Origin of the sequence: Streptococcus sp. 27098_8_12 (assembly GCF_041432115.1) — a bacterium.
Lineage (GTDB): Bacteria > Bacillota > Bacilli > Lactobacillales > Streptococcaceae > Streptococcus > Streptococcus parasanguinis_V.
The window spans coordinates 1-26,020 of sequence record NZ_JAPVZA010000018.1 but is presented as its reverse complement, the minus strand read 5'-3'; the positions used below and the strand labels follow the sequence as shown (position 1 = coordinate 26,020).

The 26,020-nt window shown below is 41.1% G+C and carries 29 protein-coding genes; 10 read left to right on the top strand and 19 right to left on the bottom strand.

The genetic code is table 11. From position 1 onward, the window contains the following. Nucleotides 1–2 precede the first annotated feature (2 nt). Complete coding sequence (locus tag O3629_RS08255; protein ID WP_371609013.1) at nt 3–1,058, bottom strand: ABC transporter permease; 1,056 nt, start codon at nt 1,056–1,058, stop codon at nt 3–5. After that, nucleotides 1,055–1,786 carry an ABC transporter ATP-binding protein gene (locus O3629_RS08250; RefSeq protein ID WP_070506150.1) on the bottom strand — a complete coding sequence of 244 codons (732 nt, stop codon included), beginning with the start codon at nt 1,784–1,786 and terminating at the stop codon, nt 1,055–1,057. Before O3629_RS08250 ends, O3629_RS08255 begins: the two co-directional genes overlap by 4 nt. Before the next feature lie 67 nt (nt 1,787–1,853). On the opposite strand from O3629_RS08250, the gene O3629_RS08245 reads away from it, so the two are divergent. Together O3629_RS08245 and O3629_RS08240 are read left to right on the top strand one after the other, a co-directional pair. Further along, the gene (locus O3629_RS08245; protein ID WP_003012582.1) at nt 1,854–2,267 is read left to right on the top strand and encodes an HIT family protein; all 414 of its coding nucleotides are present in this window, start codon (nt 1,854–1,856) and stop codon (nt 2,265–2,267) included. Nucleotides 2,268–2,279: 12 nt separating this feature from the next. Then, nucleotides 2,280–2,570 (top strand): hypothetical protein, encoded by a 291-nt coding sequence (locus O3629_RS08240; protein WP_003012641.1) that lies wholly within the window; start codon nt 2,280–2,282, stop codon nt 2,568–2,570. Nucleotides 2,571–2,591: 21 nt separating this feature from the next. Here O3629_RS08240 and O3629_RS08235 read toward each other — a convergent pair whose 3' ends face one another. The 4 genes from O3629_RS08235 to O3629_RS08220 all read right to left on the bottom strand — a co-directional run bounded on the left by O3629_RS08235 (nt 2,592) and on the right by O3629_RS08220 (nt 6,377). Next, nucleotides 2,592–3,785, bottom strand: a complete 1,194-nt coding sequence (locus tag O3629_RS08235; RefSeq protein WP_223325650.1) for an LCP family protein — start codon at nt 3,783–3,785, stop codon at nt 2,592–2,594. Between the two features lie 13 nt (nt 3,786–3,798). After that, entirely contained in the window at nt 3,799–4,329 is a 531-nt protein-coding gene (locus O3629_RS08230) for a GNAT family N-acetyltransferase (RefSeq protein ID WP_049472478.1), read from the bottom strand. Next, nucleotides 4,322–4,777: a tRNA (adenosine(37)-N6)-threonylcarbamoyltransferase complex ATPase subunit type 1 TsaE gene (tsaE, locus tag O3629_RS08225; protein ID WP_371609012.1), complete on the bottom strand. Its 456-nt coding sequence runs from the start codon at nt 4,775–4,777 to the stop codon at nt 4,322–4,324. The genes O3629_RS08230 and tsaE overlap by 8 nt, the downstream gene beginning before the upstream one ends. A gap of 178 nt (nt 4,778–4,955) precedes the next feature. Further along, complete coding sequence (locus O3629_RS08220) at nt 4,956–6,377, bottom strand: NCS2 family permease (protein ID WP_070586276.1); 1,422 nt, start codon at nt 6,375–6,377, stop codon at nt 4,956–4,958. 175 nt (nt 6,378–6,552) lie between these two features. On the opposite strand from O3629_RS08220, the gene O3629_RS08215 reads away from it, so the two are divergent. From O3629_RS08215 to serS, 7 genes are all read left to right on the top strand, one after another. After that, entirely contained in the window at nt 6,553–7,365 is an 813-nt protein-coding gene (locus O3629_RS08215) for a Cof-type HAD-IIB family hydrolase (RefSeq protein ID WP_371609011.1), read from the top strand. Nucleotides 7,366–7,553: 188 nt separating this feature from the next. After that, a complete protein-coding gene (gene adhP, locus O3629_RS08210; RefSeq protein WP_371609010.1) occupies nt 7,554–8,576 on the top strand; it encodes an alcohol dehydrogenase AdhP in 1,023 nt (340 codons plus the stop codon). A 374-nt stretch (nt 8,577–8,950) separates the two neighbouring features. Next, entirely contained in the window at nt 8,951–9,940 is a 990-nt protein-coding gene (locus O3629_RS08205; RefSeq protein WP_371609009.1) for a PTS sugar transporter subunit IIB, read from the top strand. A 27-nt stretch (nt 9,941–9,967) separates the two neighbouring features. Then, nucleotides 9,968–10,771 (top strand): PTS mannose/fructose/sorbose transporter subunit IIC, encoded by an 804-nt coding sequence (locus tag O3629_RS08200; RefSeq protein ID WP_003018496.1) that lies wholly within the window; start codon nt 9,968–9,970, stop codon nt 10,769–10,771. 18 nt (nt 10,772–10,789) lie between these two features. Then, the gene (locus O3629_RS08195; protein ID WP_061604608.1) at nt 10,790–11,701 is read left to right on the top strand and encodes a PTS system mannose/fructose/sorbose family transporter subunit IID; all 912 of its coding nucleotides are present in this window, start codon (nt 10,790–10,792) and stop codon (nt 11,699–11,701) included. 80 nt (nt 11,702–11,781) lie between these two features. After that, nucleotides 11,782–12,150 carry a DUF956 family protein gene (locus tag O3629_RS08190; protein WP_003012627.1) on the top strand — a complete coding sequence of 123 codons (369 nt, stop codon included), beginning with the start codon at nt 11,782–11,784 and terminating at the stop codon, nt 12,148–12,150. Nucleotides 12,151–12,367: 217 nt separating this feature from the next. Then, the gene (gene serS / locus O3629_RS08185) at nt 12,368–13,645 is read left to right on the top strand and encodes a serine--tRNA ligase (protein WP_003018473.1); all 1,278 of its coding nucleotides are present in this window, start codon (nt 12,368–12,370) and stop codon (nt 13,643–13,645) included. A 42-nt stretch (nt 13,646–13,687) separates the two neighbouring features. On the opposite strand, the gene O3629_RS08180 is transcribed toward serS, so the two are convergent. From O3629_RS08180 to O3629_RS08120, 13 genes are all read right to left on the bottom strand, one after another. Continuing rightward, nucleotides 13,688–14,458 carry an acetyl-CoA carboxylase carboxyl transferase subunit alpha gene (locus tag O3629_RS08180; protein WP_021154504.1) on the bottom strand — a complete coding sequence of 257 codons (771 nt, stop codon included), beginning with the start codon at nt 14,456–14,458 and terminating at the stop codon, nt 13,688–13,690. Next, entirely contained in the window at nt 14,451–15,317 is an 867-nt protein-coding gene (accD, locus tag O3629_RS08175) for an acetyl-CoA carboxylase, carboxyltransferase subunit beta (protein WP_049471731.1), read from the bottom strand. The genes O3629_RS08180 and accD overlap by 8 nt, the downstream gene beginning before the upstream one ends. A 103-nt stretch (nt 15,318–15,420) precedes the next feature. Then, nucleotides 15,421–16,785, bottom strand: coding sequence for an acetyl-CoA carboxylase biotin carboxylase subunit (locus O3629_RS08170; RefSeq protein WP_045760281.1), 1,365 nt, complete (start codon nt 16,783–16,785; stop codon nt 15,421–15,423). A gap of 13 nt (nt 16,786–16,798) precedes the next feature. Beyond that, on the bottom strand, nt 16,799–17,224 hold the full coding sequence (gene fabZ / locus O3629_RS08165; protein ID WP_003004019.1) for a 3-hydroxyacyl-ACP dehydratase FabZ: 426 nt from the start codon (nt 17,222–17,224) through the stop codon (nt 16,799–16,801). Next, nucleotides 17,221–17,709 (bottom strand): acetyl-CoA carboxylase biotin carboxyl carrier protein, encoded by a 489-nt coding sequence (gene accB, locus O3629_RS08160; RefSeq protein ID WP_371609008.1) that lies wholly within the window; start codon nt 17,707–17,709, stop codon nt 17,221–17,223. Before accB ends, fabZ begins: the two co-directional genes overlap by 4 nt. Nucleotides 17,710–17,712: 3 nt before the next feature. Further along, a complete protein-coding gene (gene fabF / locus O3629_RS08155) occupies nt 17,713–18,945 on the bottom strand; it encodes a beta-ketoacyl-ACP synthase II (protein ID WP_003010454.1) in 1,233 nt (410 codons plus the stop codon). Between the two features lie 61 nt (nt 18,946–19,006). Further along, a complete protein-coding gene (gene fabG, locus O3629_RS08150; RefSeq protein ID WP_371609007.1) occupies nt 19,007–19,741 on the bottom strand; it encodes a 3-oxoacyl-[acyl-carrier-protein] reductase in 735 nt (244 codons plus the stop codon). Nucleotides 19,742–19,753: 12 nt separating this feature from the next. Continuing rightward, on the bottom strand, nt 19,754–20,674 hold the full coding sequence (gene fabD, locus O3629_RS08145) for an ACP S-malonyltransferase (RefSeq protein WP_371609006.1): 921 nt from the start codon (nt 20,672–20,674) through the stop codon (nt 19,754–19,756). Nucleotides 20,675–20,696: 22 nt separating this feature from the next. Further along, nucleotides 20,697–21,662, bottom strand: coding sequence for an enoyl-[acyl-carrier-protein] reductase FabK (fabK, locus tag O3629_RS08140; protein WP_003018538.1), 966 nt, complete (start codon nt 21,660–21,662; stop codon nt 20,697–20,699). A gap of 114 nt (nt 21,663–21,776) precedes the next feature. After that, nucleotides 21,777–22,001, bottom strand: a complete 225-nt coding sequence (locus tag O3629_RS08135; RefSeq protein WP_371609005.1) for an acyl carrier protein — start codon at nt 21,999–22,001, stop codon at nt 21,777–21,779. A gap of 58 nt (nt 22,002–22,059) precedes the next feature. After that, nucleotides 22,060–23,034 (bottom strand): beta-ketoacyl-ACP synthase III, encoded by a 975-nt coding sequence (locus O3629_RS08130; RefSeq protein WP_371609004.1) that lies wholly within the window; start codon nt 23,032–23,034, stop codon nt 22,060–22,062. Then, nucleotides 23,034–23,468, bottom strand: coding sequence for a MarR family winged helix-turn-helix transcriptional regulator (locus tag O3629_RS08125; RefSeq protein WP_003003993.1), 435 nt, complete (start codon nt 23,466–23,468; stop codon nt 23,034–23,036). The genes O3629_RS08130 and O3629_RS08125 overlap by 1 nt, the downstream gene beginning before the upstream one ends. A 96-nt stretch (nt 23,469–23,564) precedes the next feature. Then, nucleotides 23,565–24,356 (bottom strand): enoyl-CoA hydratase, encoded by a 792-nt coding sequence (locus O3629_RS08120; RefSeq protein ID WP_049482583.1) that lies wholly within the window; start codon nt 24,354–24,356, stop codon nt 23,565–23,567. A 240-nt stretch (nt 24,357–24,596) separates the two neighbouring features. Here O3629_RS08120 and O3629_RS08115 point away from each other — a divergent pair, with 240 nt between their 5' ends. Continuing rightward, entirely contained in the window at nt 24,597–25,952 is a 1,356-nt protein-coding gene (locus O3629_RS08115) for an aspartate kinase (protein ID WP_021154497.1), read from the top strand. Nucleotides 25,953–26,020: the final 68 nt, after the last annotated feature.

Here is a 26,020-nt window from a genome sequence, read left to right as displayed (position 1 = left end):
TTTTAACGATTTTCGTCAACCAAGCGCGCCATCTTAAATGGAAGATAGAGTAGGATTAAAGCAACTGTATAAGCCAATAAGCCTAACAACAGGACTTTATCTGAAATAAAGACCAGGCCAATTCCCCCTTCTATCACCGTTATCATCCCCATGACCAGCTGAATCGTTTTGTTCAACCCTGCCTTTTTACTGCCCTTTTTCATCGGAAAAAGGAGGGTCAAGGGTTGGTAATCAAAAGCACTGTAAAGCCCCAGTAATTGAAAAATAACCAAGTAATTGAGCAAGGCTACAAGGGCAATCACTACGAGGGGTTGGGGAATAAAGATGATAGCGAGAATGGAAAGAGCCAAGAGTCGGAGAGTCATAGAGAAAAGATCTCCATTCCGTAGGAAGGAGCGCATATATAAGTGAAGCCACGTATTGCCATGTGTTTTGGGAAGAAGCCCTAAGAAACCATCCAAGTAAGCTCTTCTTTTGACACTGTTGGTAATACCTTTTACCGTTGTAAACAAGGCAAAGAAGCGAAGAATCAATTGTTTCCTTGCATTCTCACGAGCAATGGCTAAGGTCCAATTCAAATTTCCATCCTGGTAGAAGCGCGCTTCCTTCCAGCTAAAAACAGCCCCTTTAGCCACTCCTAAGACAAGGATATAGGCTACAATAGCAAGTTTATCCAGCCCCGTTGCCAGAAGAAGAGGCACAAATAATAGAAGGACAACACTTTGAATCAAAAACCAAAACACAAAAGACTTCTTGGCCTGCCCTTTGATATAACTTTTCACTTCCTCTTCCTTTACTAAAAGGAATAAAGCATCGGGCTTCTCTAAGTAGGTCGCAATGGAGCCTATCGGAACCAAGAGGAGCAAGCCAATCATGAGACTCCAGCGGATCAGGCTTGTATCTTTGGGGAGATCTTGCAAGAATTGGCTGTATTGAACCGCCAAAAATCCTATGAAAATCAGCATAAAGAGGACGAAATGATCATTGAGAACATAGCGGCTATATTTTACACATTGAGTTCGAAACGTTTCTTGCCGTTTTTTCATCAACTCTTTCATGCTGTTTCCTCTTCTGTCAAGGTCATGTAGATATCATTTAGACTTGCTTTTTCATCCCCAAAAGTTGAACGCAGCTCGTCCAAGGTCCCTTGTGCTCGGACCTGACCCTTATGGAGGATCACAAAACCATCACACATCTTTTCAGCCGAATCAAGAACGTGGGTACTCATCAAAATCGATTTTCCTTTTGCCTTCTCATCGGCCAATAACTGAATCAAATCTGCAATCGCAACAGGATCCAATCCCAAAAAGGGTTCATCGACAATATAAAGACTTGGATCCACTGCATAGGCGCAAATAATCATGACCTTTTGCTTCATCCCTTTTGAAAACTGGGTCGGGAACCAATCTAATTTTTCAGCCAAACGAAATCGTTCCAACAAAGGCTGGACGCGCACCATGACCTGATCCATGTCTAAATCATAGGCCATAGCTACGGTTTCGATATGCTCTCTCAAGGTTAATTCTTCATATAGGCTAGGAGTTTCTGGAATATAGCCGATTTTTTTACGATAGTCAGTTGGAGCTTCTTGAAGACTCAAGCCGTCAATCCGTACTTCCCCAGCATAAGGATGCAGGAGACCAATAATTTCATTAATCGTGGTTGACTTCCCAGCTCCATTTAGTCCAATCAAACCAATCAGTTGGCCATCCGGAACTGAAAAACTCACCTCTTTCAGGACAGGGATGTTGACATAGCCCCCTGTCAACTTGTTGATTTCTAACATATTTTCTCCGATTTCTGGTATAATGTTCTTATATTATAACAAAATTTAGTCTAAATGAGGTGTATTTATGGTTGACGATTGTATTTTTTGTAAGATTATAGCTGGCGACATTCCTTCCTCCAAAGTCTATGAGGACGAGGAAGTCCTCGCATTTTTGGACATCTCTCAGGTTACACCAGGTCATACGTTAGTGGTTCCAAAAAAACACGCTCGCAACCTCTTAGAGATGGACGAAACCGCCACAGCTCAACTATTTGCACGTGTTTCTAAAGTTGCTAAAAAAGTAGAAGCTGCTACCCAAGCTAAGGGAATGAATATCATCAGCAACATGGAAGAAGTTTCTGGACAAACCGTATTTCACACACATGTCCACATTATCCCTCGCTATTCTGATCAAGATGAGCTTGCCATTTCATTTACTGAACACGAGCCTAATTTTGAACAACTAGCAGTTCTCGCAGAAACCATCAAAAACAGTTAAAAAGGAGTCTATATGAAACTCAAAAATCTCTTTTGGTTTGCAACAGGAGCTAGCATTAGCTACCACCTAGTAAAAAACCGCAAAGAAATCAAAACAGAGGTGACTGAATCCAGCCAATTGGTTAAGGGAATTCAAGATAACCTAGCAAAAATCCAACGCAATCTGGATATTATCCAAGACCAAAAGACCAATCTTCAAGAATTGGTAACGGATTTCCAATACAAGACCAAACTATTTAGTCAACAAGCAACAGCCTCTCTAAAAGAAATTCAAGACATCTGGCAACCAAGTAAAAACGATTGAGAAAACTCAATCGTTTTTTTCTTATTCTGAAGGTACCGTAGGTGTCACACTGCTCGACTCTGTAGCTGCAGGAGCAACTGGTGTCACTGGTGCAACAGAACTTTGAGGCGTCACCACTCCCGTATCCTGGGTCGATGGTACAACTGGTAATTGATTAAACTCTTGGTAAACAGGTGCTTCCTCAGATGATGCCGCTGGCGTATCATTTTGAGAAGAAGTATTCTTCAACTCTTCATCTCCATCTAATAGGTAAGCATTGGTTTTCAATGTTTTAATTTCTTTCAGACCCAAAGCTTTGCGGATGATATTTTGAATTTTCAAGAGATGTTTTGAAGTGACAATCTGATAACTTCCGCCATCTGCTAAGGTGGCATCTTCTCCTTTCAGCTGGTACTGATGAATCGTTGAAAGGGCATCTTTATATCCTAACAATTGAAGAAGACTGTTGCTATCAAGTGAAATGTTGGTTTGCATATTGTCACTAACAGACTCAATGATTCCTTTGTAGTGACTCAAACTATTGAGGCTTAAAACTTTCTCAACAATCTTTTTGATCACTTCACGTTGGCGTTTTTGACGTCCATAGTCTCCTTCTGGGTCTTGGTAGCGCATCCGTGAATAAACGAGAGCTTGGTCCCCATTAATCTCCTGACGTCCTGGTGCGATCTTAGCCGTATATTCTGGCTCATTTTCCTCGATCGAGATATCGAAGTCAAATGGATTGTTGACCGTGATACCACCAACCTTATCCACTAATTGAACCAGTCCCTTCATATTGATCATGACATAGCGGTCAATATGGATATTCAAAAGATCTTGAATGGTCTTAATGGCTAACTTGGCACCGCCTTGAGCATAAGCCGAATTCAATTTTGCTTGGACCGTTTCGCCATCTGAAGTAATATTGGTTAGGATATCTCTTTCCAAACTCGTCATGGTTGTTTCTTTTGTTTGAGGATTAACAGTCACCAAAATCATGGTATCACTATTTCCGGCCCAAGGATCTTCCCGAGAACCGCTACCTGTATCAACCCCCATCAAAAGGATGGTCATCGGCTTGTTTTCTGCAATGACATTGGTCTCATTTCCAAAGCCCTTATAAGTCTTACTGAGGGTCCCAGTCGTTTGGTTTAGGATGGTAAGGCCATAAGCCCCAATCCCAATCACTGTTACCGTCAATAAGCTCAAAAACATTAAAATAATTTTTTTAACCATATAGAATCTCTCTCTAATCTATCAGTTTCCCCATAAGGTAAACATCTAAGAATTCTCCTTCAGCTGAACAAGCTCCACGAGCTTGGCAACCTTCGATCTCAAAACCTAACTTTTTATACAGGTGAACCGCCCGTTCATTGCGCACTTGGACATTCAAGACTAGTTTCCTAAGAACACCGGTCGAGTGCGCCCACTCGATCCCTTCTTCCAACAGGATCTGTCCAAGCCCTTGATTCCAATAAGCTTTTTGAACCACAATAAAGACATCACCAATATGCCGAATGGACCGTTGAGAAGCTGCAGTGATATTTAACAAAGCTGCCAGTTCCTGATCTAGAAATAGCAAGAGGCAAATCCGGTTTTCCGCCATCTCTTGCACCATCAGAAATTGCTCCATGTCTGCTGGAGACATGCCTATCCCAGCTTCATCTAGCGTCATGTAATCTGACTCTTTCCCAACTTGATTTAAGAAATCAACGACAAGAGCCGCGTCTGCACTGTCAGCTTGCCGAATTTCTACTGTCACTTCCTTTTCCTTAGTCATCGTTTTTTTCCACCTGCTTAAAGGATGCTAGTAAATCTTCTGCACGCGCTCCATGAGCTTCAAAAGCCAACTCTCGCCCATCTTCCAATTTTCGGATAAAAATTTTTAGATAAGCATCCGAGAGACTCGGCTCAATCAGCTCTCCCCATTCAATAATGGTAGCACCATCTCCAAATAGGAAATCATCTAAATCAATAGAATCTGGATCATTCCCAATCCGGTAAACATCCAAATGGTATAAAGGCAAGCGGCCTTCGTATTCACGAACAATGGTATAGGTCGGGCTTTTAATCATCTGATCAATCTCTAACCCCTTTGCAATTCCTTTGGTAAAGGTCGTTTTTCCTGCCCCTAGATCACCTGATAAGATGATCACGTCTTGCTTTTCTAAGAGTTTTCCTAGCTGTTTTCCTAGAGCGATCAGCTCCGTTTCATTGTGACTAATCATTTCTCTATTATACCAAACTTTTTAAAAATCTGCTCTTTCTTTTAGAAATTGTTCGACTCCGGTTTGTTTTTGAGAAAAAGGAATCAAAGAAAACAGGAAACTCTCCCATTCATTCCCTCGATCCATCCAAAAAGGAATGGGAGACAACTCCCATTCCTTTTTGGCACTTTCCTGATGCTTAATTCAAGGCCATGCTAACGTAGTTTAAAATAAATAGAACATCTAAAATCCAAATCATGCTGTGCACTTCTTTGGCTTGTCCTTTAACCACTTTCACCAAGCTATAGGTGATAAATCCAGCAGCGATCCCTTGTGTAATCGAGTAGCTGAATCCCATAAAGATAGAGGTGAAGAAGGCAGGAACTGCTTCTGACATATCTTCCCAATGGATATTTTTCAAGCCACTCAACATCATGATCCCAACAACAATCAAAATTGGAGCTGTAGCAGCGGTCGGTACAATCGCCAACAACGGACTAAAGAGACTTGAAATAGCAAAACAGATTGCCACAACCAAGGCTGTCAGACCAGTGCGTCCACCAGCTCCAATACCAGCTGCAGATTCAACATACGTCGTTACGTTTGAAGTTCCTGCAATAGCTCCGACTGAAGTCGCTACAAGGTCTGAATAGAGGGCCTTATCTAATTTCGCTGATTGATGGTTTTCCCCATTTGTCGCAACAATCCCAACTTTTTCACCCGTACCGATCAAAGTTCCGATTGTATCAAAAATATCAGTCAAGGAGAAGGCTAAGATGGCCATTAAGGTCTCAGGCAAACGAGACGTATTGGAAATCAACGAACCCAATCCTTTTGATCCCAATGCTTGACCAAAGATCTTGCCTAAATCATTAAAGGCAGCTCCTAGATGATTACTTGCAAAGTCGATTTTAGTGATATCAACCACATGGATGAGAATTCCAAGCACAGTCGTTGCTAAGATAGAAAGGATAATCCCTCCCTTAATCCCTTTGACAACAAAGAAAATAGTAATCGCAAGACCAACAAGAGCCAAGAGGACAGCTGGATTGTTAAAATCAACCAAACCAGGAACAGCAGATGCATTGGCTGAAATCGTTGCATTCGCCTTATCTGCTCCTTCTCCGACCACTGTATAGGTATGAGGGTCAATCGTAAATTTCAAAAATCCTGCATTCTTAATCCCAACATAGGCCAAGAAAATCCCAATCCCCGCTGAAATAGCAGAGCGTAGGGCTGTCGGAATCGATTCGATGATCATCTTCCGAACATTTGTCAATGTGATTATCAATGAAATCACACCACAAATGAAGACCATTCCCAAAGCTTCCTGCCATGAGTAGCCCATACCAAATACAACGGTAAAGGTAAAGAAGGCATTCAAGCCCATTCCTGGTGCTTGTGCATACGGTAAATTGGCATAAAAAGCCATCATCAAGGTTCCGACAACAGATCCAATAATCGTTGCAAGAAAGACCCCTTGAGCTGGCATACCTGTTTGTGACAACATTTGCGGATTTACGAAGAGGATATAACTCATCGCAAAAAAGGTTGTCAGACCAGCAAGAACCTCTGTCCGAACAGTGGTTCCATGTTCTGAAAGTTTAAAAAACTTATCCATTTCAGAATAAACTCCTTTTTCATCATTCTCGCTCCCAATCAATTTGCGAACGTTATATCTATTCTACCAAAAGATCTTTCGCCTTTCAAGAAATCCCGCTTCTCTTCTCGATTTTTGAGCGCTTTTCCGATTTTTCTGATATAATGGTCTCATTCTTCTCGAAAGGAACTGAAATATGCATAAAAAGATGATCGCTCTCGATCTAGACGGAACCCTCTTAAATTCCGAAAGTAAATTGAGCGACTTTACTATTGATACCATTAAAAAAATTAGCGCTCTTGGCCATAAAATCATTATTACAACAGGACGTCCCTACCGTATGGCCCATACCTATTACAAACAACTAGAGCTTGATACTCCGATGATCAATTTCAATGGCTCCCTCACCCATCTGCCTGAGAAAAAATGGGCAGATGAACAATGTTTAACCTTAGATAAAAAATACCTCCTAGATATGGTCGCCAACCGAGATACCATCCAAGCAGACTTTATCGCTGGCGAATACCGCAATAAATTCTTTATTACCGATCCAAATGAGCAAGTCGCAGACCCTAAATTATTCGGTATTGAATCTTTCCAACCAGAAAATCAATTCAACCCAGAACGGGTAACAAGTGACCCAAACTGTATCCTTTTTCAAACGAAAGCGGAAGACAAATATGCTCTGGCAGATGAAATGAATCGGCATTATGACTACAATCTGTCTATTAATACTTGGGGTGGTCCCTTAAATATTCTGGAATGCAATCCCAAAAATGTGACCAAAGCATCCGCTCTGACCTACCTTCTAGGTAAACTCAATATGGATCAGAAAGATTTGATTGCTTTTGGAGATGAGCACAATGATACTGAGATGCTAGCTCTAGCTGGTCATGGATACGCTATGAAAAATGCCAGCGCCGTCCTTCTCCCCTATGCAGACTCCATCACTGATTTCACGAATAATGAAGATGGTGTCGCGCGCCAACTCATTCAATTATTCTTATAATAGGAACAGACATGAGCTATCCCTCATGTCTTTTTGTCCCCTAAATCCTTAATCGGTTAATCAATACCCCCCTTTTTTTCCATTTTTTTATTGTTCAACAGATAAGTTTGTGATATTATTAACATAGTTATTAAAGAAGCGCTTTCAAAAAAACTAAATCGCTTCTCGTTCACTTAAGGAGGAACAAAATGAAAGCTGTTGTTGTTAATCCAGAAGGTACTGGTGTTGAAATCGTTGCAAACAAGGATATGCGTCCATTGGAAACAGGTGAAGCACTTGTTCAAATTGAGTACTGTGGTGTCTGCCACACGGACTTGCACGTTGCTCACGGAGACTTCGGTAAAGTCCCAGGCCGTGTTCTTGGACATGAAGGAATCGGAATTGTTAAAGAACTTGCTCCAGATGTGACAAGCTTAAAAGTTGGTGACCGCGTTAGTGTTGCTTGGTTCTTCGAAGGATGTGGAACTTGTGAATACTGTACAACTGGTCGTGAAACTCTTTGCCGTACTGTAAAAAATGCTGGTTACTCTGTTGATGGAGGAATGGCTGAACAATGTATCGTTACTGCAGATTACGCAGTGAAAGTACCAGAAGGATTAGATCCAGCACAAGCTTCTTCTATTACATGTGCCGGGGTTACAACTTACAAAGCCATTAAAGAAGGCAAAGCTGAACCAGGACAATGGGTTGTCATCTACGGAGCTGGAGGACTAGGAAACTTGGCTGTTCAATATGCCAAAAAAGTCTTCAACGCTCATGTCATCGCTGTCGATATCAACAATGATAAACTAGAATTGGCAAAAGAAGTTGGTGCAGACTTTGTCATCAACGGTCGCGAAGTTGAAGATGTCCCAGGATTGATCAAAGAAAAAACAAATGGTGGAGCTCACTCTGCTGTCGTAACAGCTGTTTCTAAAGTAGCTTTCAACCAAGCAGTAGATTCTGTTCGTGCAGGTGGCCGCGTGGTCGCAGTTGGTCTTCCTTCTGAAATGATGGACCTCAGCATTGTGAAAACTGTATTAGATGGTATCCAAGTCATTGGTTCTCTTGTAGGAACTCGTAAAGACTTGGAAGAAGCTTTCCAATTTGGTGCAGAAGGCTTGGTAGTCCCTGTCGTTCAAAAACGTCCAGTAGAAGATGCTGTCAAAGTCTTTGACGAAATGGAAGCCGGAACCATTCAAGGACGTATGGTACTTGACTTTACAAACTAAACAACTGAACCTACAGGACTAGCCCAACTGGGCTAGTCTTTTTGAGTGCTCTCAATCACTCTATTTTACAATTTATTATATATTTATTTTTATTTTCGAGAATATCGTTTGATTGTCGGAATCTTTTCATTAAGAACAAAATCCTATGAAACCTACATATCATTTCTTTCTTCTGCCATCATCAACTAATAAACAAGAGCCATTCAAGAGCATTCAATTTTTATTCAACGATAATTTAATATAATAAATTAATGCTTTTATATCGAGTTTTTGATAGAAAAATTGACTTAAGTGTGAAAACGATTTATAATAAAGTAGCTTAAAGTTTTCTTAAACTGAAAGTCAAACAAATTTTATAAGGAGGAATGTCAATAATGAGTATTGGTATCATTATTGCTAGCCACGGTGAATTTGCAGCTGGAATCCACCAATCCGGCTCGATGATCTTTGGGGATCAAGAGAAAGTTCAAGTGGTTACGTTCATGCCAAGTGAAGGCCCGGATGATCTCTATGCTAAATTTAATGCAGCTGTTGCCGCATTTGATGCAGAAGATGAAGTCTTGGTTTTGGCTGACCTTTGGAGTGGTTCTCCATTTAACCAAGCAAGTCGCGTCATGGGAGAAAATCCAGATCGTAAATTTGCGATCATCACAGGATTGAACCTTCCGATGTTGATTCAAGCTTATACAGAACGTTTGATGGATGCAAATGCCAGCGTTGATCAAGTCGCTGCAAACATCATCAAGGAAGCAAAAGACGGTGTCAAAGCCCTTCCAGAAGAATTGAATCCTGTTGAAGAAGCTAGTACAGCCGCTGCTGCTCCTGTAGCCCAAGCTGCTATTCCAGAAGGAACGGTTATCGGAGATGGAAAACTCAAGATTAACCTTGCCCGCTTAGATACACGTCTTCTTCATGGACAAGTCGCAACTGCTTGGACACCTGATTCAAAAGCCGATCGGATCATTGTTGCTTCAGATTCTGTTGCCAAAGATGAACTCCGTAAGGAATTGATCAAACAAGCGGCACCAAATGGTGTGAAAGCAAACGTTGTCCCAATTCAAAAATTGATCGACGTTGCAAAAGATCCACGTTTTGGAAATACCCATGCTTTGATCTTATTTGAAACACCTCAAGATGCTCTTCGCGCCATCGAAGGTGGTGTTCCGATTAAAACCTTGAACGTTGGTTCAATGGCCCACTCAACTGGTAAAACCATGGTGAACAATGTGTTGTCAATGGATAAAGATGACGTGGCTACATTTGAAAAAATGCGTGATCTTGGAGTTGAATTTGACGTCCGTAAAGTACCAAATGACTCTAAGAAAGATTTGTTTGACTTAATTAACAAAGCTAACGTTCAATAATCGATTACTTACGAAAGGATTTTAAACATGTCTATTATTTCTATGGTATTAGTGGTCGTTGTTGCCTTCTTAGCAGGTCTTGAAGGTATCCTTGACCAATTCCAATTCCACCAACCCCTTGTTGCTTGTACCTTAATCGGTTTGGTAACAGGTAATTTGACTGCTGGCATTATGCTTGGTGGTTCCCTTCAATTTATTGCACTTGGCTGGGCAAACATTGGTGCCGCAGTTGCACCCGATGCTGCCCTTGCATCTGTCGCTGCTGCCATCATCATGGTACTTGGGGGAGACTTCAGTACAAAAGGAATCGTTGTCGCTCAAAGTGTCGCTATTCCACTTGCAGTTGCTGGTCTTTTCTTGACCATGATCGTCCGTACCCTTTCCGTTGGTTTGGTTCACACTGCCGACGCTGCTGCTAGAAAAGGGGATATCAAAGGTGTAGAACGCGCTCACTTTGTGGCCCTTCTTCTTCAAGGTCTTCGTATCGCCATTCCTGCAGCCCTCTTGTTGATGATTCCTGCTGAAACTGTCAAAACTGCTCTTGAACAAATGCCAAAATGGCTCTCTGATGGAATGCAAATCGGTGGTGGTATGGTTGTAGCCGTTGGTTATGCCATGGTTATCAACATGATGGCGAGCCGTGAAGTATGGCCATTCTTTGCCATCGGTTTTGCTCTTGCAGCCGTTAGCCAATTAACTTTGATCGCTCTTGGAGCAATCGGTGTTGCCCTTGCCTTGATCTACCTTACTCTTTCTAAGAAAGGTGGCAATGGAGGTGGCGGTGCCGCTACTTCTAACGATCCAATTGGCGACATTCTCGAAGACTATTAAGAAAGGTGTGACACTATCATGACTGAAAAATTACAATTATCTAAATCAGATCGTCAAAAAGTTTGGTGGCGTTCAACCTTCTTGCAAGGTTCTTGGAACTATGAACGGATGCAAAACTTGGGTTGGGCTTACTCATTGATCCCAGCTATCAAAAAACTCTACACGAAGAAAGAAGACCAAGCGGCTGCTCTTGAACGTCACATGGAATTCTTCAACACTCACCCATACGTTGCCGCTCCTATCATCGGGGTAACACTTGCTCTTGAAGAAGAAAGAGCAAACGGTGCTGCGATTGACGATGCTGCCATCCAAGGGGTTAAAATTGGTATGATGGGTCCTTTGGCGGGTATCGGAGATCCAGTATTCTGGTTTACAGTACGTCCAATTCTTGGGGCTCTTGGTGCATCACTTGCTGCGTCTGGTAACATCCTTGGCCCACTCATCTTCTTTATCGCATGGAATGCGATTCGTATGGCCTTCTTGTGGTACACGCAAGAACTTGGCTACAAAGCAGGTTCTGAAATTACCAAAGATATGTCTGGTGGGATCTTGCAAGACATCACTAAAGGGGCTTCTATCCTTGGGATGTTCATCCTCGCTGTCTTGGTAGAACGTTGGGTATCTATTAAATTCGTCTTCAATGTTTCTTCTGTCAAATTAGACGACAAAGCTTATATCCACTGGGATAAACTTCCTGAAGGATACAAGGGTATCCAAGAAGCCTTCGCTCAAGTTGGTTCAGGTCTATCTCAAACACCTGAAAAAGTTACAACTTTCCAACAAAACTTGGATTCATTGATTCCTGGTTTGATGGGATTGCTTCTTACTTTCGCTTGTATGTGGTTGCTTAAGAAGAAAGTATCTCCAATCACTATCATCATCGCCCTCTTTGTAATCGGTGTCTTGGCACACGTTGCTGGCTTGATGTAAGCAAAGATCAACAAAAAAGAAGGTTTCGACCTTCTTTTTATTATGATATAATGGAATGAATAGCAATACAGGAGGATCTCATGGCTCAATCATTGAATAAAACCGTTGAATTCCATACTACAGGGGTTTCTTACCTTGGAGTGGGGGGAAAGGTTGGAAAAATCCTAGTCGGGAATGCCGCTTTTGAATTTTATGCGGATGCTAATGTTGAAGACTACATCCAAATTCCCTGGCAAGAAATCGATCAAATCGGAGCCAATGTATCCGGACGTAAAATTAGCCGCCATTTTGAAATCTATACCAGAGAATCAAAATTTCTCTTTGCTTCAAAAGACTCTGGAAAAATTTTAAAGATTGCTCGGGAACATCTAGGAAATGATAAAATTGTCAAACTTCCTACGTTGATCCAAATCATCACGGCTAAAATTAAAAATCTATTTGCAAAATAGGATCTTTTCTTGTATAATAGACGCAAACGGATAAGTAAGTTAAGAGGTTCTTTCAGAAAGTCTGCGGTTGCTGCGAGCAGATAGAAATCTTAATTGAAATTCTACCGTTTCTTTAAAATACAATATCGAATCAAGTGCACACCTGTGAAGTTGGATGGAACCGTGGCTCTGCCACTCCAACACTCTAACAGGTGTGTTTTTTGTTAAAGGAGAAGCTATGTTAGATATTAAACGGATTCGTACAGACTTTGATGCGGTTGCTAAAAAATTGGCAACACGTGGCGTAGATGCAGCTATTTTGAATGAAATGAAAGAAATCGATGCTAAACGTCGAGATATCTTAGTCAAAGTAGAAAATCTCAAAGCAGAGCGTAACACTGTATCTGCTGAAATCGCACAAGCTAAACGCAACAAGGAAAATGCAGATGATAAGATTGCTGCCATGCAAACCCTCTCTGCAGAGGTCAAAGCATTGGATACAGAATTAGCTGAAATCGATGCAAAATTAACTGAATTCACTACTACCCTTCCAAACATCCCTGCTGATAGTGTCCCTGTTGGAGCGGATGAGGATGACAACGTTGAGGTTCGCCGTTGGGGAACACCGCGCGAATTTGGCTTTGAACCAAAAGCTCACTGGGATTTAGGTGAAGACCTTGATATCCTTGACTGGGAACGCGGAGCTAAAGTCACTGGTGCTCGTTTCCTCTTCTACAAAGGACTTGGAGCTCGCTTAGAACGCGCTATCTACAACTTTATGTTGGACGAACATGGCAAAGAAGGCTACACTGAAGTCATCCCTCCTTACATGGTCAACCATGATTCTATGTTTGGTACTGGTCAGTATCCAAAATTCAAGGAAGATACTTTTGAACTTAGCGATACCAATTATGTCCTCATTCCAACAGCCGAAGTTCCTTTGACAAACTACTACCGCGATGAAATTCTTGATGGGAAAGATCTTCCAATCTACTTCACCGCTATGAGTCCATCTTTCCGTTCAGAAGCTGGTTCAGCTGGTCGTGATACTCGTGGATTGATCCGTTTGCACCAATTCCATAAGGTTGAAATGGTGAAATTTGCTAAACCAGAAGAATCATATGATGAATTGGAAAAAATGGTTGTCAATGCTGAAAATATCCTTCAAAAACTGAACCTTCCATACCGTGTAGTAGCTCTCTCAACAGGAGACATGGGCTTCTCAGCTGCCAAGACTTATGACTTGGAAGTATGGATTCCAGCGCAAAATACCTACCGTGAAATCTCAAGCTGTTCCAATACAGAAGATTTCCAAGCTCGCCGTGCGCAAATCCGCTACCGTGATGAAGCAGATGGCAAGGTAAAACTCCTTCACACTTTGAACGGTTCTGGATTGGCTGTTGGACGTACCGTCGCTGCTATTCTTGAAAACTACCAAAACGAAGACGGTTCTGTGACCATTCCAGAAGTCCTTCGCCCATACATGGGTGGCGCAGAAGTCATCGCACCAAAATAAAGTTTAAAAAAACTGAGTCTTGCAAATTGCAAGCTCAGTTTTTTAATATTTACGAAAACGTTGGTAGCGTTGCTCCAGAAGCTCTTCGAGAGGTAAAGCTTGTAAAACCTTTAACTCTTCCTGTAATTCCTTCTTCACTTGAGCCAGTAGTTCTCCATTTGAAAATCCATGCTCGGGAATCACCTTATCGACAATTTCCATATTTAACAATTCGTGAGAAGTAATCTTCATCAACTCTGCTGCTTCCATGGCACGACTTCCATCTTTCCAAAGAATAGAGGCAAAACCTTCTGGACTCAAGACCGCATAGATGGAGTTCTCAAGCATCCAGACCTTATCTGCCACAGCAAGAGCCAAGGCACCACCAGAGCCACCTTCTCCGATGATAATCGCGATAATCGGAACTTTTAAATCACTCATTTCCATGAGGTTACGGGCAATGGCTTCCCCTTGTCCTCGTTCTTCAGCACCAACACCAGGATAAGCACCCGCTGTATTGATAAAGGTCACAACTGGACGGCCAAATTTCTCTGCTTGCTTCATGAGGCGCAAAGCTTTTCGATAGCCTTCTGGATGGGGTTGCCCAAAATTACGTTTTAGATTATCCTGAAGATTTTTTCCTTTTTGGATTCCAACGACTGTAACCGTTTGATCGCCTAAGCGTCCAATCCCACCAATCACCGCACCATCATCACGGAAGTTTCGATCTCCATGTAATTCGATAAAATCATCAAAAATTCCTTGAGCAAAATCAAGCGCAGTCAATCTTCCTTGGTCACGTGCCTCTTTAATAATCTGTGTTATTTTACTCATGTTTACCTCCATGAAGGGCCAATAATTGTCCAACTGTTGCTCGGATTTGGCTTCTCTCCACGATCAAGTCTACAAATCCATGTTCTTGTAGAAATTCTGCTTTTTGGAAATCATCTGGCAATTGTTCACGCACAGTTGATTCGATCACGCGCCGACCGGCAAAACCAACCAAGGCCTGACTCTCTGCCATGATAATATCACCTTCCATAGCAAATGAGGCTGTCACCCCACCAGTTGTCGGATCTGTCAATACCGTCAAATAGAACAATTTTTCTTTAGAATGACGTTGAACAGCCGCAGAAATTTTTGCCATTTGCATCAAACTCACGATTCCTTCTTGCATCCGAGCACCACCGGAAGCGGTAAAGAGAACAACTGGCAATTTTTCTTTTGTCGCAAATTCAAATAAACGAGTAATTTTTTCGCCTACTACAGAACCCATTGAAGCCATGATAAAGTTGGAATCCATGATCCCAAGCGCAACTTTTTGCCCTTTAATCAAGGCAGTTCCAGTCAGGACAGCTTCATCCAGTCCTGTCATTTCCCGAACTGCTGCTAATTTCTTCTTATAATTTGGGAAATTCAAAGGGTCAGTCGTTTCGATTCCTGTAAACATTTCTTCAAAGCTAGCTGGATCCACTGTCAGCGCCAAGCGTTCTTTAGCAGAAATACGGAAGGTATAGCCACAATTCGGGCATACTCGTTCACTACCTAAATCCTTTTGGTAAATGGTATGTTTACAACCTGGGCATTGTGAAAATAGTTCATCAGGAACTTCAGGTTTTGGCTGAGGCTCCTTCCAGGCTGACCTATTCGGATTGATCCGAATATATTTATCTTTTTTAGAAAATAATGCCATTACTTACTCCTTATAATATGCTACAGCATCTGTAGCATTACTATAAAAGCCTGCAACTGTGAGGATGATGTTCATACTTCCCTCACAAGTCCAGGCTTTTTCATCATTCCTTATTATAATTTGGAAGGAATTGTTCCATCAAAAATGCAGTGTCATAATCACCAGCGATCACATGTGAATCTGAAATCAAATCCAACTGGAAACTGCTATTGGTTGTGACACCATCGATTTCCAACTCATAAAGAGCACGCTGCATTTTCATCAGTGCATCAAAGCGATTTTCCCCATGGACAATGATCTTGGCAATCATACTATCATAGTATGGTGGAATCGTATAACCAGGATACACAGCAGAATCCACACGCAAGCCAACCCCACCACTTGGAAGATAGAGATTAGTGATCTTACCTGGGCTTGGTGCAAAGTTAAAGGAAGGATTTTCCGCATTGATCCGGCACTCAATCGCATGGCCTTTAATGACAATATCCTCTTGAGTAACGGATAATTCTTGGCCAGCTGCGATTTTAATCTGTTCCTTAACAATATCCACTCCCGTTACAAATTCCGTGACAGGATGCTCTACTTGCACACGGGTATTCATTTCCATAAAGTAGAACTCACCCTTGCCTTCATCATACAAGAATTCAATCGTTCCAGCATTCTCGTACCCAACTGATTCAGCTGCACGAACAGCTGCAGAACCAATCCGATCACGAAGAGTTTTTCCAATAGCAATCGAAGGGGATTCTTCTAGAACTTTTTGGTTATTTCGTTGAAGAGAACAATCGCGTTCACCTAAGTGAATGACATGTCCATGCTGATCCGCTAAAATCTGTACTTCAATGTGGCGTGCCGGATAAATCACCCGCTCCATATACATGGCCCCATTCCCAAAAGCAGCTTGAGCTTCTGAGGAAGCAGATTCAAAAGCAGCAACCAAATCTTCTGGTTTTTCAACCTTCCGAATTCCTTTACCACCACCTCCTGCAGATGCTTTCAACATCACAGGGTAACCAATACGTTCTGCAATCTCGAGGGCTTCTTCAGCAGTATAGACTTCACCATCTGATCCAGGAATAACAGGTACTCCTGCTTTGATCATCTGTTTACGAGCATTAATCTTATCCCCCATCAAATCCATGACTTTAGCAGAAGGACCAATAAATTTAATGCCCACTTCCTCACACATGGTCGCAAATTTTGAGTTTTCACTTAAAAATCCAAAACCAGGATGGATAGCTTCTGCTCCTGTTAGAACAGCTGCAGACAAGACAGCACTCATATTCAAATAAGATTCTGTTGATTTAGCAGGGCCAATACAGACTGCTTCATCCGCTAGTAAGGTATGCAAGGCTTCTTTATCAGCAGTAGAATACACCGCAACCGTCTCGATGCCAAGTTCACGAGCCGCACGAATAATGCGCACTGCAATCTCACCACGATTGGCGATTAAGATCTTACGAAACATAGATAGGCCTTTCTTAATTTCCAATTGCAAACGTAAGCGTTCCTGAAGCTGCAAGCTTACCGTCTACTTCTGCTTTCGCTTCAACAACAGCAATTGTTCCACGACGTTTGACAAAAGTAGCTGTCATCACCAGTTGATCTCCTGGAACGACTTGTTTTTTAAACTTCACCTTGTCCATCCCTGCATAAAAGACTAATTTTCCTTTATTTTCAGGTTTTGACAACTCTAGTACACCTGCTGTTTGTGCCAAAGCTTCCATGATGAGAACACCTGGCATAACAGGATATTGTGGAAAATGTCCATTAAAAAATGGTTCATTAATTGTCACGTTTTTAATGGCAACAATCGTATCTTCGCTTGTTTCTAAAACGCGATCCACCAAAAGCATTGGGTAACGATGCGGCAAAGCCTCACGAATAGCATTAATATCAATTGTCATTTGATTCGAACCAATCCTTTTCCAAATTCAACCATTTCTTCATTCGTTACTAAAATTTCAGTGACTACCCCATCTTTTGGTGCTGGGACTTCATTCATCACTTTCATGGCTTCGATAATCAAGAGTGTTTGACCCTTAGTGACCTTATCTCCTACAGATACAAAGGCTGGTTTATCCGGAGCTGGCGACAAGTAAGCCACCCCAACCAATGGACTTTCAACCACATCACCTTCTGCAGCCTGAGCTGGAGCAGCAACTGGTTCAGCCGCTACAGCTGGAGTTGCTGGTGCTTCAACAACAGGGGCTACTACAGGAGTTTGAGGGGCTGTTACCACTTCAAGTGCAGGAGCAACCGGTGTAGCCGCAACTGAACTCGTTTGGTTTTTACTCAAATTCAATTCTTCGCCATTATTTTTATATGAGAATTCACGCAAAGTTGACGCATCAAATTGAGCCAACAAATCTTTGATTTCAGAAATATTCATGAATTAACCCTCCCAACGTTTAAAGGCCAGAACAGCATTGTGTCCTCCAAAACCAAAGGTATTTGAGATAGCGTACTGAATATCCGCTTCTTGACCTTCACCATAAACAACGTTTGCTTCGATATAGTCAGACAATTCTTTAGTACCAGCAGTTTTTGGTACAAAGCTGTGACGAATCGCTTCGATGGTAGCAATTGCTTCAACCGCACCAGCAGCACCAAGCAAGTGTCCTGTAAATGATTTAGTAGATGATACAGGAACTTCTTTACCAAGTACAGAAACAATAGCTCCGCTTTCACCTTTCTCATTGGCAGGTGTAGATGTACCATGTGCATTGACATAATCGACATCTTCAGGCTTGATACCCGCTTCATTGATCGCTAATTTAATCGCTTTGGCCGCACCTGAACCATCTGGTGTCGGTGTTGTCATATGGTAAGCATCACAGTTTGAACCATAACCAACAATTTCAGCTAAAATATTAGCACCACGTTTTTGAGCATGTTCCAAGCTTTCGATGACAAGAACCCCTGCACCTTCACCCATCACAAAACCATTGCGGTCTTTGTCAAATGGGATAGATGAACGTTCTGGATCTTCCGTTGTTGAAAGGGCCGTAAGGGCATTGAAACCACCGATACCAATCTTAGTAATTGAAGCTTCAGCACCACCTGCCAAAACAACATCATGCATACCAAATTTAATCTCACGGAAAGCTTCACCAATGGCATCATTAGCAGAAGCACAAGCTGTTGTCACAGATTTACATACCCCTTGAGCCCCAATCTTAAGTGCGATGTTTCCAGCACCCATGTTTGAAAGAGCTTTTGGAATAAACATTGGTTGGATTCTCTTCATCCCACGTTCATGCATCCGGATAATTTGATCTTCCAATTCTTGCAAACCACCGATACCAGATGATACAATCACACCTACACGATCGCGATCTTCTTCTTCCATGTTCAAGCCTGAATTTTCAATAGCTTCCATCGCAGCATAGATTGCATACAATGAGTAAGTATCCATACGATTTTGATCTTTTTTCACGAAATATTTATCGAATGGGAAATCTTGAATTTCACCAGCATTAAAGACTGGAATTTCAGAAGCATCAAATTTTGTAATGGGCTTGATTCCAATTTTTCCTTCATGAAGGCTATTCCAGAACTCCTCTGGTGTATTTCCGATTGGTGAGGTTACACCGTAACCTGTAACAACAACACGATTTGTAGACATATATATTCTCCTTTTGTCGGATGGATATTTAAGTAAGTGATTTTCGATCAGTAAGCATTCATTATTGCATAGTCATGCCGCCATCAATGGCAATTGTTTGACCAGTTAAATATTCTTGACCTGCCAAGAAAGCCGCAACTTCTGCCACTTCTTCAGCTTGACCAATTCGTTTCATTGGCACTTGAGCTAGCATGGCATCTTTTATTTTCTCTGGAATAGCGTCAGTCATATCTGATTCAATGAAACCGGGAGCGATAGCATTGACACGGACACCACGGGCCGCAACTTCACGCGCTACTGATTTGGTGAAACCAATCAAACCAGCTTTTGAAGCCGCATAGTTAGCTTGACCGATATTCCCCATGAGACCTACAACAGATGACATATTGATGATGGCACCTTGACGCGCCTTAGACATTGGTTTCAAGACAGCTTGTGTCATATTGAAGGCACCAGTCAAGTTGATTTTCAAGACACGTTCAAAATCTTCTTCAGTCATCTTCAACATCAACTTGTCGTTTGTAATGCCAGCGTTATTGACCAAAACATCAACACTACCAAGCTTTTCAATAGCTTCAGCTACCATACGTTGAGCATCTTCGCCATTAGAAATATCCCCAGAAATACCAACAACAGTCACACCATAGTCAGCAAACTGTGCAAGCAAGTCCTCAGAAATTTCAGAACGTCCATTTAGGACAACATTGGCACCGAGACTCGCAAATTTATGAGCCACAGCCAATCCAATTCCGCGTGTTGAACCTGTTACAAAAACATTTTTATTCTTAAGTTCCATCTTTACCTCGTTTTAAGCATTCAGAAGTGCATATAGACTAGCCTGATCTTCGACGTTATGAGTTGGAAGAGTTTTATCAATTTTCTTCAAGAATCCTGACAAGACTTTTCCAGGTCCGATCTCGATGACTTCATCTACACCAAAGTCTTGAATCGTAGCAATTGAATCATAGAAACGAACCGGTTCTTTTACTTGACGGGCCAAAAGTGCTTTCACATCTTCTGACTTCATGATAGTCGCTTCTGTATTCCCAACTAAAGGAAGATCAAAATCATTAAATGATACTTTTTCTAGTTCAGCCGCCAATTTTTGACTAGCAGATTCCAGTAAGGCTGTGTGGAATGGACCTGACACATTCAAAGGGATCAAGCGTTTGGCACCTGCTTCCTGCAATAGTTCCACAGCATAGTCCACAGCCGCAACCTCACCACCAATCACAATTTGTGCTGGCGTATTGTAGTTAGCTGGTGTTACTACACCCTTTTCGGATGCTTGTTGACAAATCTCTTCGATCAAACTTGGATCTGTATTCATAACAGCAACCATTTTCCCACTTCCAGCAGGAGCTGCTGTTTCCATGAACTCACCACGTTTCGCAACCAAAGCTACTGCATCTTCAAACGAAAGAGCTCCAGCCGCAACCAGGGCAGAATATTCCCCCAAAGAGAGGCCGGCAACAATATCAGGAGTGATACCATTTTCTGCTAAGAGACGATAAATGGCTACTGACGTTGTCAAAATAGCTGGTTGAGTATAGCGTGTCTGATTCAGTTTTTCTTCGTTAGAATCAATCAATTCACGCAAATCATAACCTAGAATACGACTAGCCGTATCAAATGTCTCTTTAACAACGGGATAAGTCGCATACAAATCGCTCGCCATGCCCAATTTCTGAGCCCCTTGACCAGCAAATAAGAACGCACGTTTTGTCACTATCCTAATCCTTTCGACGTTTTTAGACGTTTACATCTGCCCAACGAGCAGCCTCTTTTTGAATTACCTTGGCTGCACCATAATAGATATCTTCTAGAATTTCAGCACAGGTTTCTTCCTTGCTCACAAGACCAGCAATTTGACCTGCCATTACAGATCCATTGTCAACATCTCCATCAACAACGGCATTGCGAAGAGCACCTGCCCCTAATTCTTCAATTTCTTCTTGAGTCTTCTTACCTGCCAAGAAATCTTTTTCAGCTTGGTTATAGGCAGAAGCCAATTTATTCTTGATCGCACGAACAGGGTGTCCAACAACTGATGCTGAAACTACCGTATCAATATCTTTCGCTTTCAAGATTTTATTCTTAAAGTTTTGGTGAGCATTAGATTCTTTAGCAACCACGAAACGAGTTCCCACCTGAACAGCTTCGGCACCTAACATAAAGACAGCTGCAGCACCGGCACCATCAGCGACACCTCCAGCACCAATTACTGGAATAGAAACAGCTTCAACCACTTGACGAACCAAGGTCATAGTCGTCAATTTACCAATGTGACCTCCAGCTTCCATTCCTTCTGCAATCACTGCATCGGCACCCAATTTTTCCATCCGTTTTGCAAGGGCAACAGATGGAACAACAGGAATGACAGTGATCCCTGCTTCATGGAAACGATCCATGTATTTCCCAGGATTTCCAGCACCAGTTGTAACAACCTTTACACCTTCTTCAATCACCAGGTCAACAATGTCATCCGCGAATGGGGACAAAAGCATGATATTTACACCAAAAGGTTTATCTGTAATAGACTTCACTTTATCAATGTTAGCCTTTACAACTTCTTTTGGAGCGTTCCCGCCACCAATGATTCCAAGACCACCGGCGTTTGATACTGCTCCAGCCAAGTCACCATCAGCGACCCATGCCATCCCACCTTGGAAGATTGGATATTTAATATTCAATAGTTCAGTAATTCGTGTTTGCATTATACCTACCTCTTTTTTCGCTTAAGTAATAGTTTGAGTTTAAAAGATTGTTTCTTTGAGCCTCAAACTATTACCTAAACAAGAGAGAATATCTTTCGATACTCTCATCTATCATTATTTTGTTTTTTCTTCTACGTAAGCGACAAGGTCACCAACTGTAGACAATCCTTCTTCAGTGTCGATTTGGATGTCAAAAGCATCTTCAATTTCAGAGATCACTTGGAACAAATCCAATGAATCTGCTTCTAAATCTTCGAATGTAGACTCAAGAGTTACTTCTGATGGTTCTTTACCAAGTTCTTCAACGATAATTTCTTGTACTTTTTCAAATACTGCCATGATAGGCCTCCTTAAAAAATAATATATAAATTTTTAAAATGTGTTTCCACATGTTTAACTAGATTGTAACAAGAAGTGTGCCCCATGTCAAACCTCCACCGAATCCTGTCAGAAGAATTTTTTGACTTCCATCCATCTTGATTCGATGATTCTCGACACACTCCGATAATAGAATGGGGATACTAGCAGCACTAGTGTTCCCATATTCCATCATATTTGCTGGGATTTTCTCTCTAGAGACACCCAGTTTTTTTGACATCTTATCTAACATTCGGTCATTCGCCTGGTGTAACAGAAAATAGTCAATCTCTTCTGCTTCCATAGAGGCGTCTGCTATAATTTTTTGAATACTTTTCGTGACATCACGAATGGCAAAATCAAAAACTGCCCGTCCGTCCATTGTCAGATATCTTCGATCAGAAACTTCCTCTGAATAAGGGGAAGACAGACCCAAATAGCAAGACTCAAGACTAGCACCTCGGCTACCATCCGTAAAAAGATTCTCAGCCAAAAACGAATTTTGATCGCTCGCTTCAAGCAAGACACCACCAGCTCCATCTCCAAAAAGGACTGAAGTGGAACGGTCTGACCAGTCTAATACTTTTGAAAGCGTCTCACTACCGATCACAATTCCTCGCCGATACATTCCTGAAGAAATGTATTTTTCAGCAGTGGCTAATGCAAATACAAATCCGCTACATGCTGCAGTCAGATCAAAGGCAAAAGCTCGAGAAGCTCCAATATTAGCTTGTACTCGGGCTGCAGTTGATGGCATTAAGCTGTCTGGAGTAATCGTAGCAACAACGATGAAATCAATTTCCTCAGCATCTAAGTTTGCTTTTGCTAATAATCTTTGTGCAACAATTGTTGCTAGATCACTTGTCGTCTCATCTTTTGAAATGTGACGCCGAAGGATACCTGTCCGACTACTGATCCATTCATCACTTGTATCCATGATCTCAGCCAAATCATCATTTGATACTACTTGGTCAGGTGCATAATGAGCAACTTGACTAATTTTAGCAAAGACCATTATTTAATTTCCTCCAAGAAACGATACAGATTTTGCAATCCTTTTTGCATCACTTTCTTCTCTTCGGGACTCATATCTCCAATAATCTGGTTGACCATCCGTTTATGGAATTGCTGATGAAGACGATAAAGTAGACGACCGTTCTTCGTTAAACTCAAGTGTACAACCCGGCGATCAACTTCCGATCTTCTTCTTTCGATATACCCTTTGCGCTCAAGATTATTCAAACTTGTCGTGACAGTCCCCAAAGTCACCATCAACTCCCGTGAAATATCACTCGGGGTTGCATTCGGTGTCGAACCAATCACATCGATCGTATGCATTTCTTTAATAGAAACATCTTTGAATCGACTTGCTCTTAGGCTCGACTCCTCAATAACCAAAACATTATTAAAGATGGATGTTAAATAGTCGTTAACTAATTGGTAATTCAAAACTCCACCTCCTAATTTTACTTTGATAGTCAAATTTTATCAAAAATGAAAATAATTTGCAAGCATTTTTTCACAAAACATAGAAAAATTACAAATTTATTTTCCTTTAAATTGTGGCCGACGTTTCTCAGAGTAGGCAATAACCCCTTCCTTGAAATCTTCTGTAAATGCTAGTTTCTTTTGCAAATCCAATTCAAGACCCGCATATTGGTCCCATTCTTTCAAGAATGCTTCCCAAACCATTTCTTTCATGGCAGCATAAGAATTTGAAGATCCTCTTCTTAATTTTTTTAGCAATTGCTCAACCGTTTTATCGAGTTTTTCAGATTCACAAACACGATAAGCTAGACCATAATCAAATGCCTTTTCAGCAGTCAAGGCTTCACCCGTCATTACTAAATGAGTAGCCCGAGACATGCCAATGGCTTTTCCTAACAAGAATAACCCACCCGCATCCGGTGCTAAACCAACCCCAACAAAGGCTTGGATAAATTTAGTACGATCACTAATAATACAAAAATCAACAGCTACTGCAATATTAGCAGCTGCTCCAGCAACCGCTCCATCTGCCACCATAATAACCGGTTTTGGCAATTGCTTGATTTTCTTTGAAATCGTATTAACTAATTCGGCAATTAAAACAAGAGACTCGATGTCATCCGCATCGACTGCGCGTTTCATTTCGCTCAAATCTCCACCAACTGAAAAGATTTTCCCTTCTGCTGATAGAATAATGAATTTTACTTCCTCATTTTTTTCTGCATCTTCCAGGGCAGCTAAAATTTCCTGACACATTGGAATGTTAAAACCATTGGATACTTCAGGACGATTTAAAGAGATTGTCGCGAGGTCATTTTCGACAGAATACAAAATTGTTTCAAACATCACAGACTCCTTTTGTTTAAATATAAAATATTTTGATATTAAAACTTTTGAATTATAACATATCATACCACAAAAAAGTAAAATAGTAAAATATATCTATAAGATGTAACAAAATTGTAAAATTTGAATAATTACAATTTATCCCCTCTACAGAATCAATTATTTTATGCCCTATCTGTAAATACATTGTATCAATAACTGAACTTTGGTATAATGTATTAATGAAACTATTAAGGAGAAAATATGAAAGTAACTAAATTCGGTGGAAGTTCTCTAGCATCAGCTTCTCAATTAAAAAAAGTACTTAATATCATTAAAGATGATCCAGAAAGAAGATTTGTAGTTGTATCAGCTCCAGGCAAACGCAACGCTGAAGATACAAAAGTAACAGATGCTCTGATCCGGTATTATAAAGAATTTACTTCAGATAAGGATGTCACACAAACACAACAGTGGATTATTGAACGTTATCGGGCCATTACAGAAGAATTGGGTCTCAAAGATTCCATTATTCAAGAAATTGCAGAAGATATCTATGATTTAACAAATTTACCTAAAAAAGGAAATCCATTCACATACGATGCATTCCTAGCAGCAGGCGAAAATAACAACGCTAAACTCATTGCTGCTTATTTCAATCAAAATGGATTAGAAGCAAGATATATCCATCCAAAAGAAGCAGGAATTACGGTCACTGCCGAACCTTCCAACGCTCGTATTTTACCATCTAGTTACGATAAAATTGAAGAACTAAAAGATTCAAGTGAAGTGATTGTCATTCCAGGATTCTTTGGTGTTACTCAAGATGGCGACATTTGTACATTTTCTCGTGGAGGATCTGATATTACAGGATCGATTATTGCAGCAGGTGTAAAAGCAGACTTATACGAAAACTTTACAGACGTAAATGGTATTTTTGCAGCACATCCAGGTATCATTAAACACCCACATTCTATTCCTGAATTAACCTACAAAGAAATGCGTGAATTAGCCTATGCTGGTTTTTCAGTCTTGCATGATGAAGCTCTCGTTCCAGCTTACAGAGGTAAAATTCCATTAGTCATTAAAAATACTAATAATCCAGACCACCCTGGAACCCGCATCGTTTTGGAACATTCAAATGATCATGTGACTGTTGTAGGGATTGCAGGTGATTCAGGATTCGTTAGTATTAACACTACAAAATACCTAATGAACCGAGAAGTCGGTTTCGGTCGAAAAGTCCTTCAAATTTTAGAAGATCTCAATATCAGTTGGGAACATATGCCAACAGGAATTGATGACTTGTCTATCATTTTGCGTTCACGTGAACTGACTCCGATCAAAGAACAAGAAATTCTGAAACAATTAACACAAAAACTCGAAGTTGACACAGCCGAAATTGAACATGATCTTTCCATCATTATGATCGTTGGGGAGAAAATGAAGAGTCAGGTAGGGGTTACCGCCACTGCAGCCAAAGCACTATCAGAAAATGAAGTAAATATTCAAATGATCTCGCAAGGTTCTAGTGAAGTTTCCATTATGTTCGTTGTAAGTAAAGATCAAGAAGAAAAAGCAATTAAAGCCTTATATCAAGCATTTTTCCCAAATAACTAAATAGAGAAAAGCTCCGTTAACTAAACGGAGCTTTAATTAACATTAAAATGAAAAGTAAAAAAAGAGAT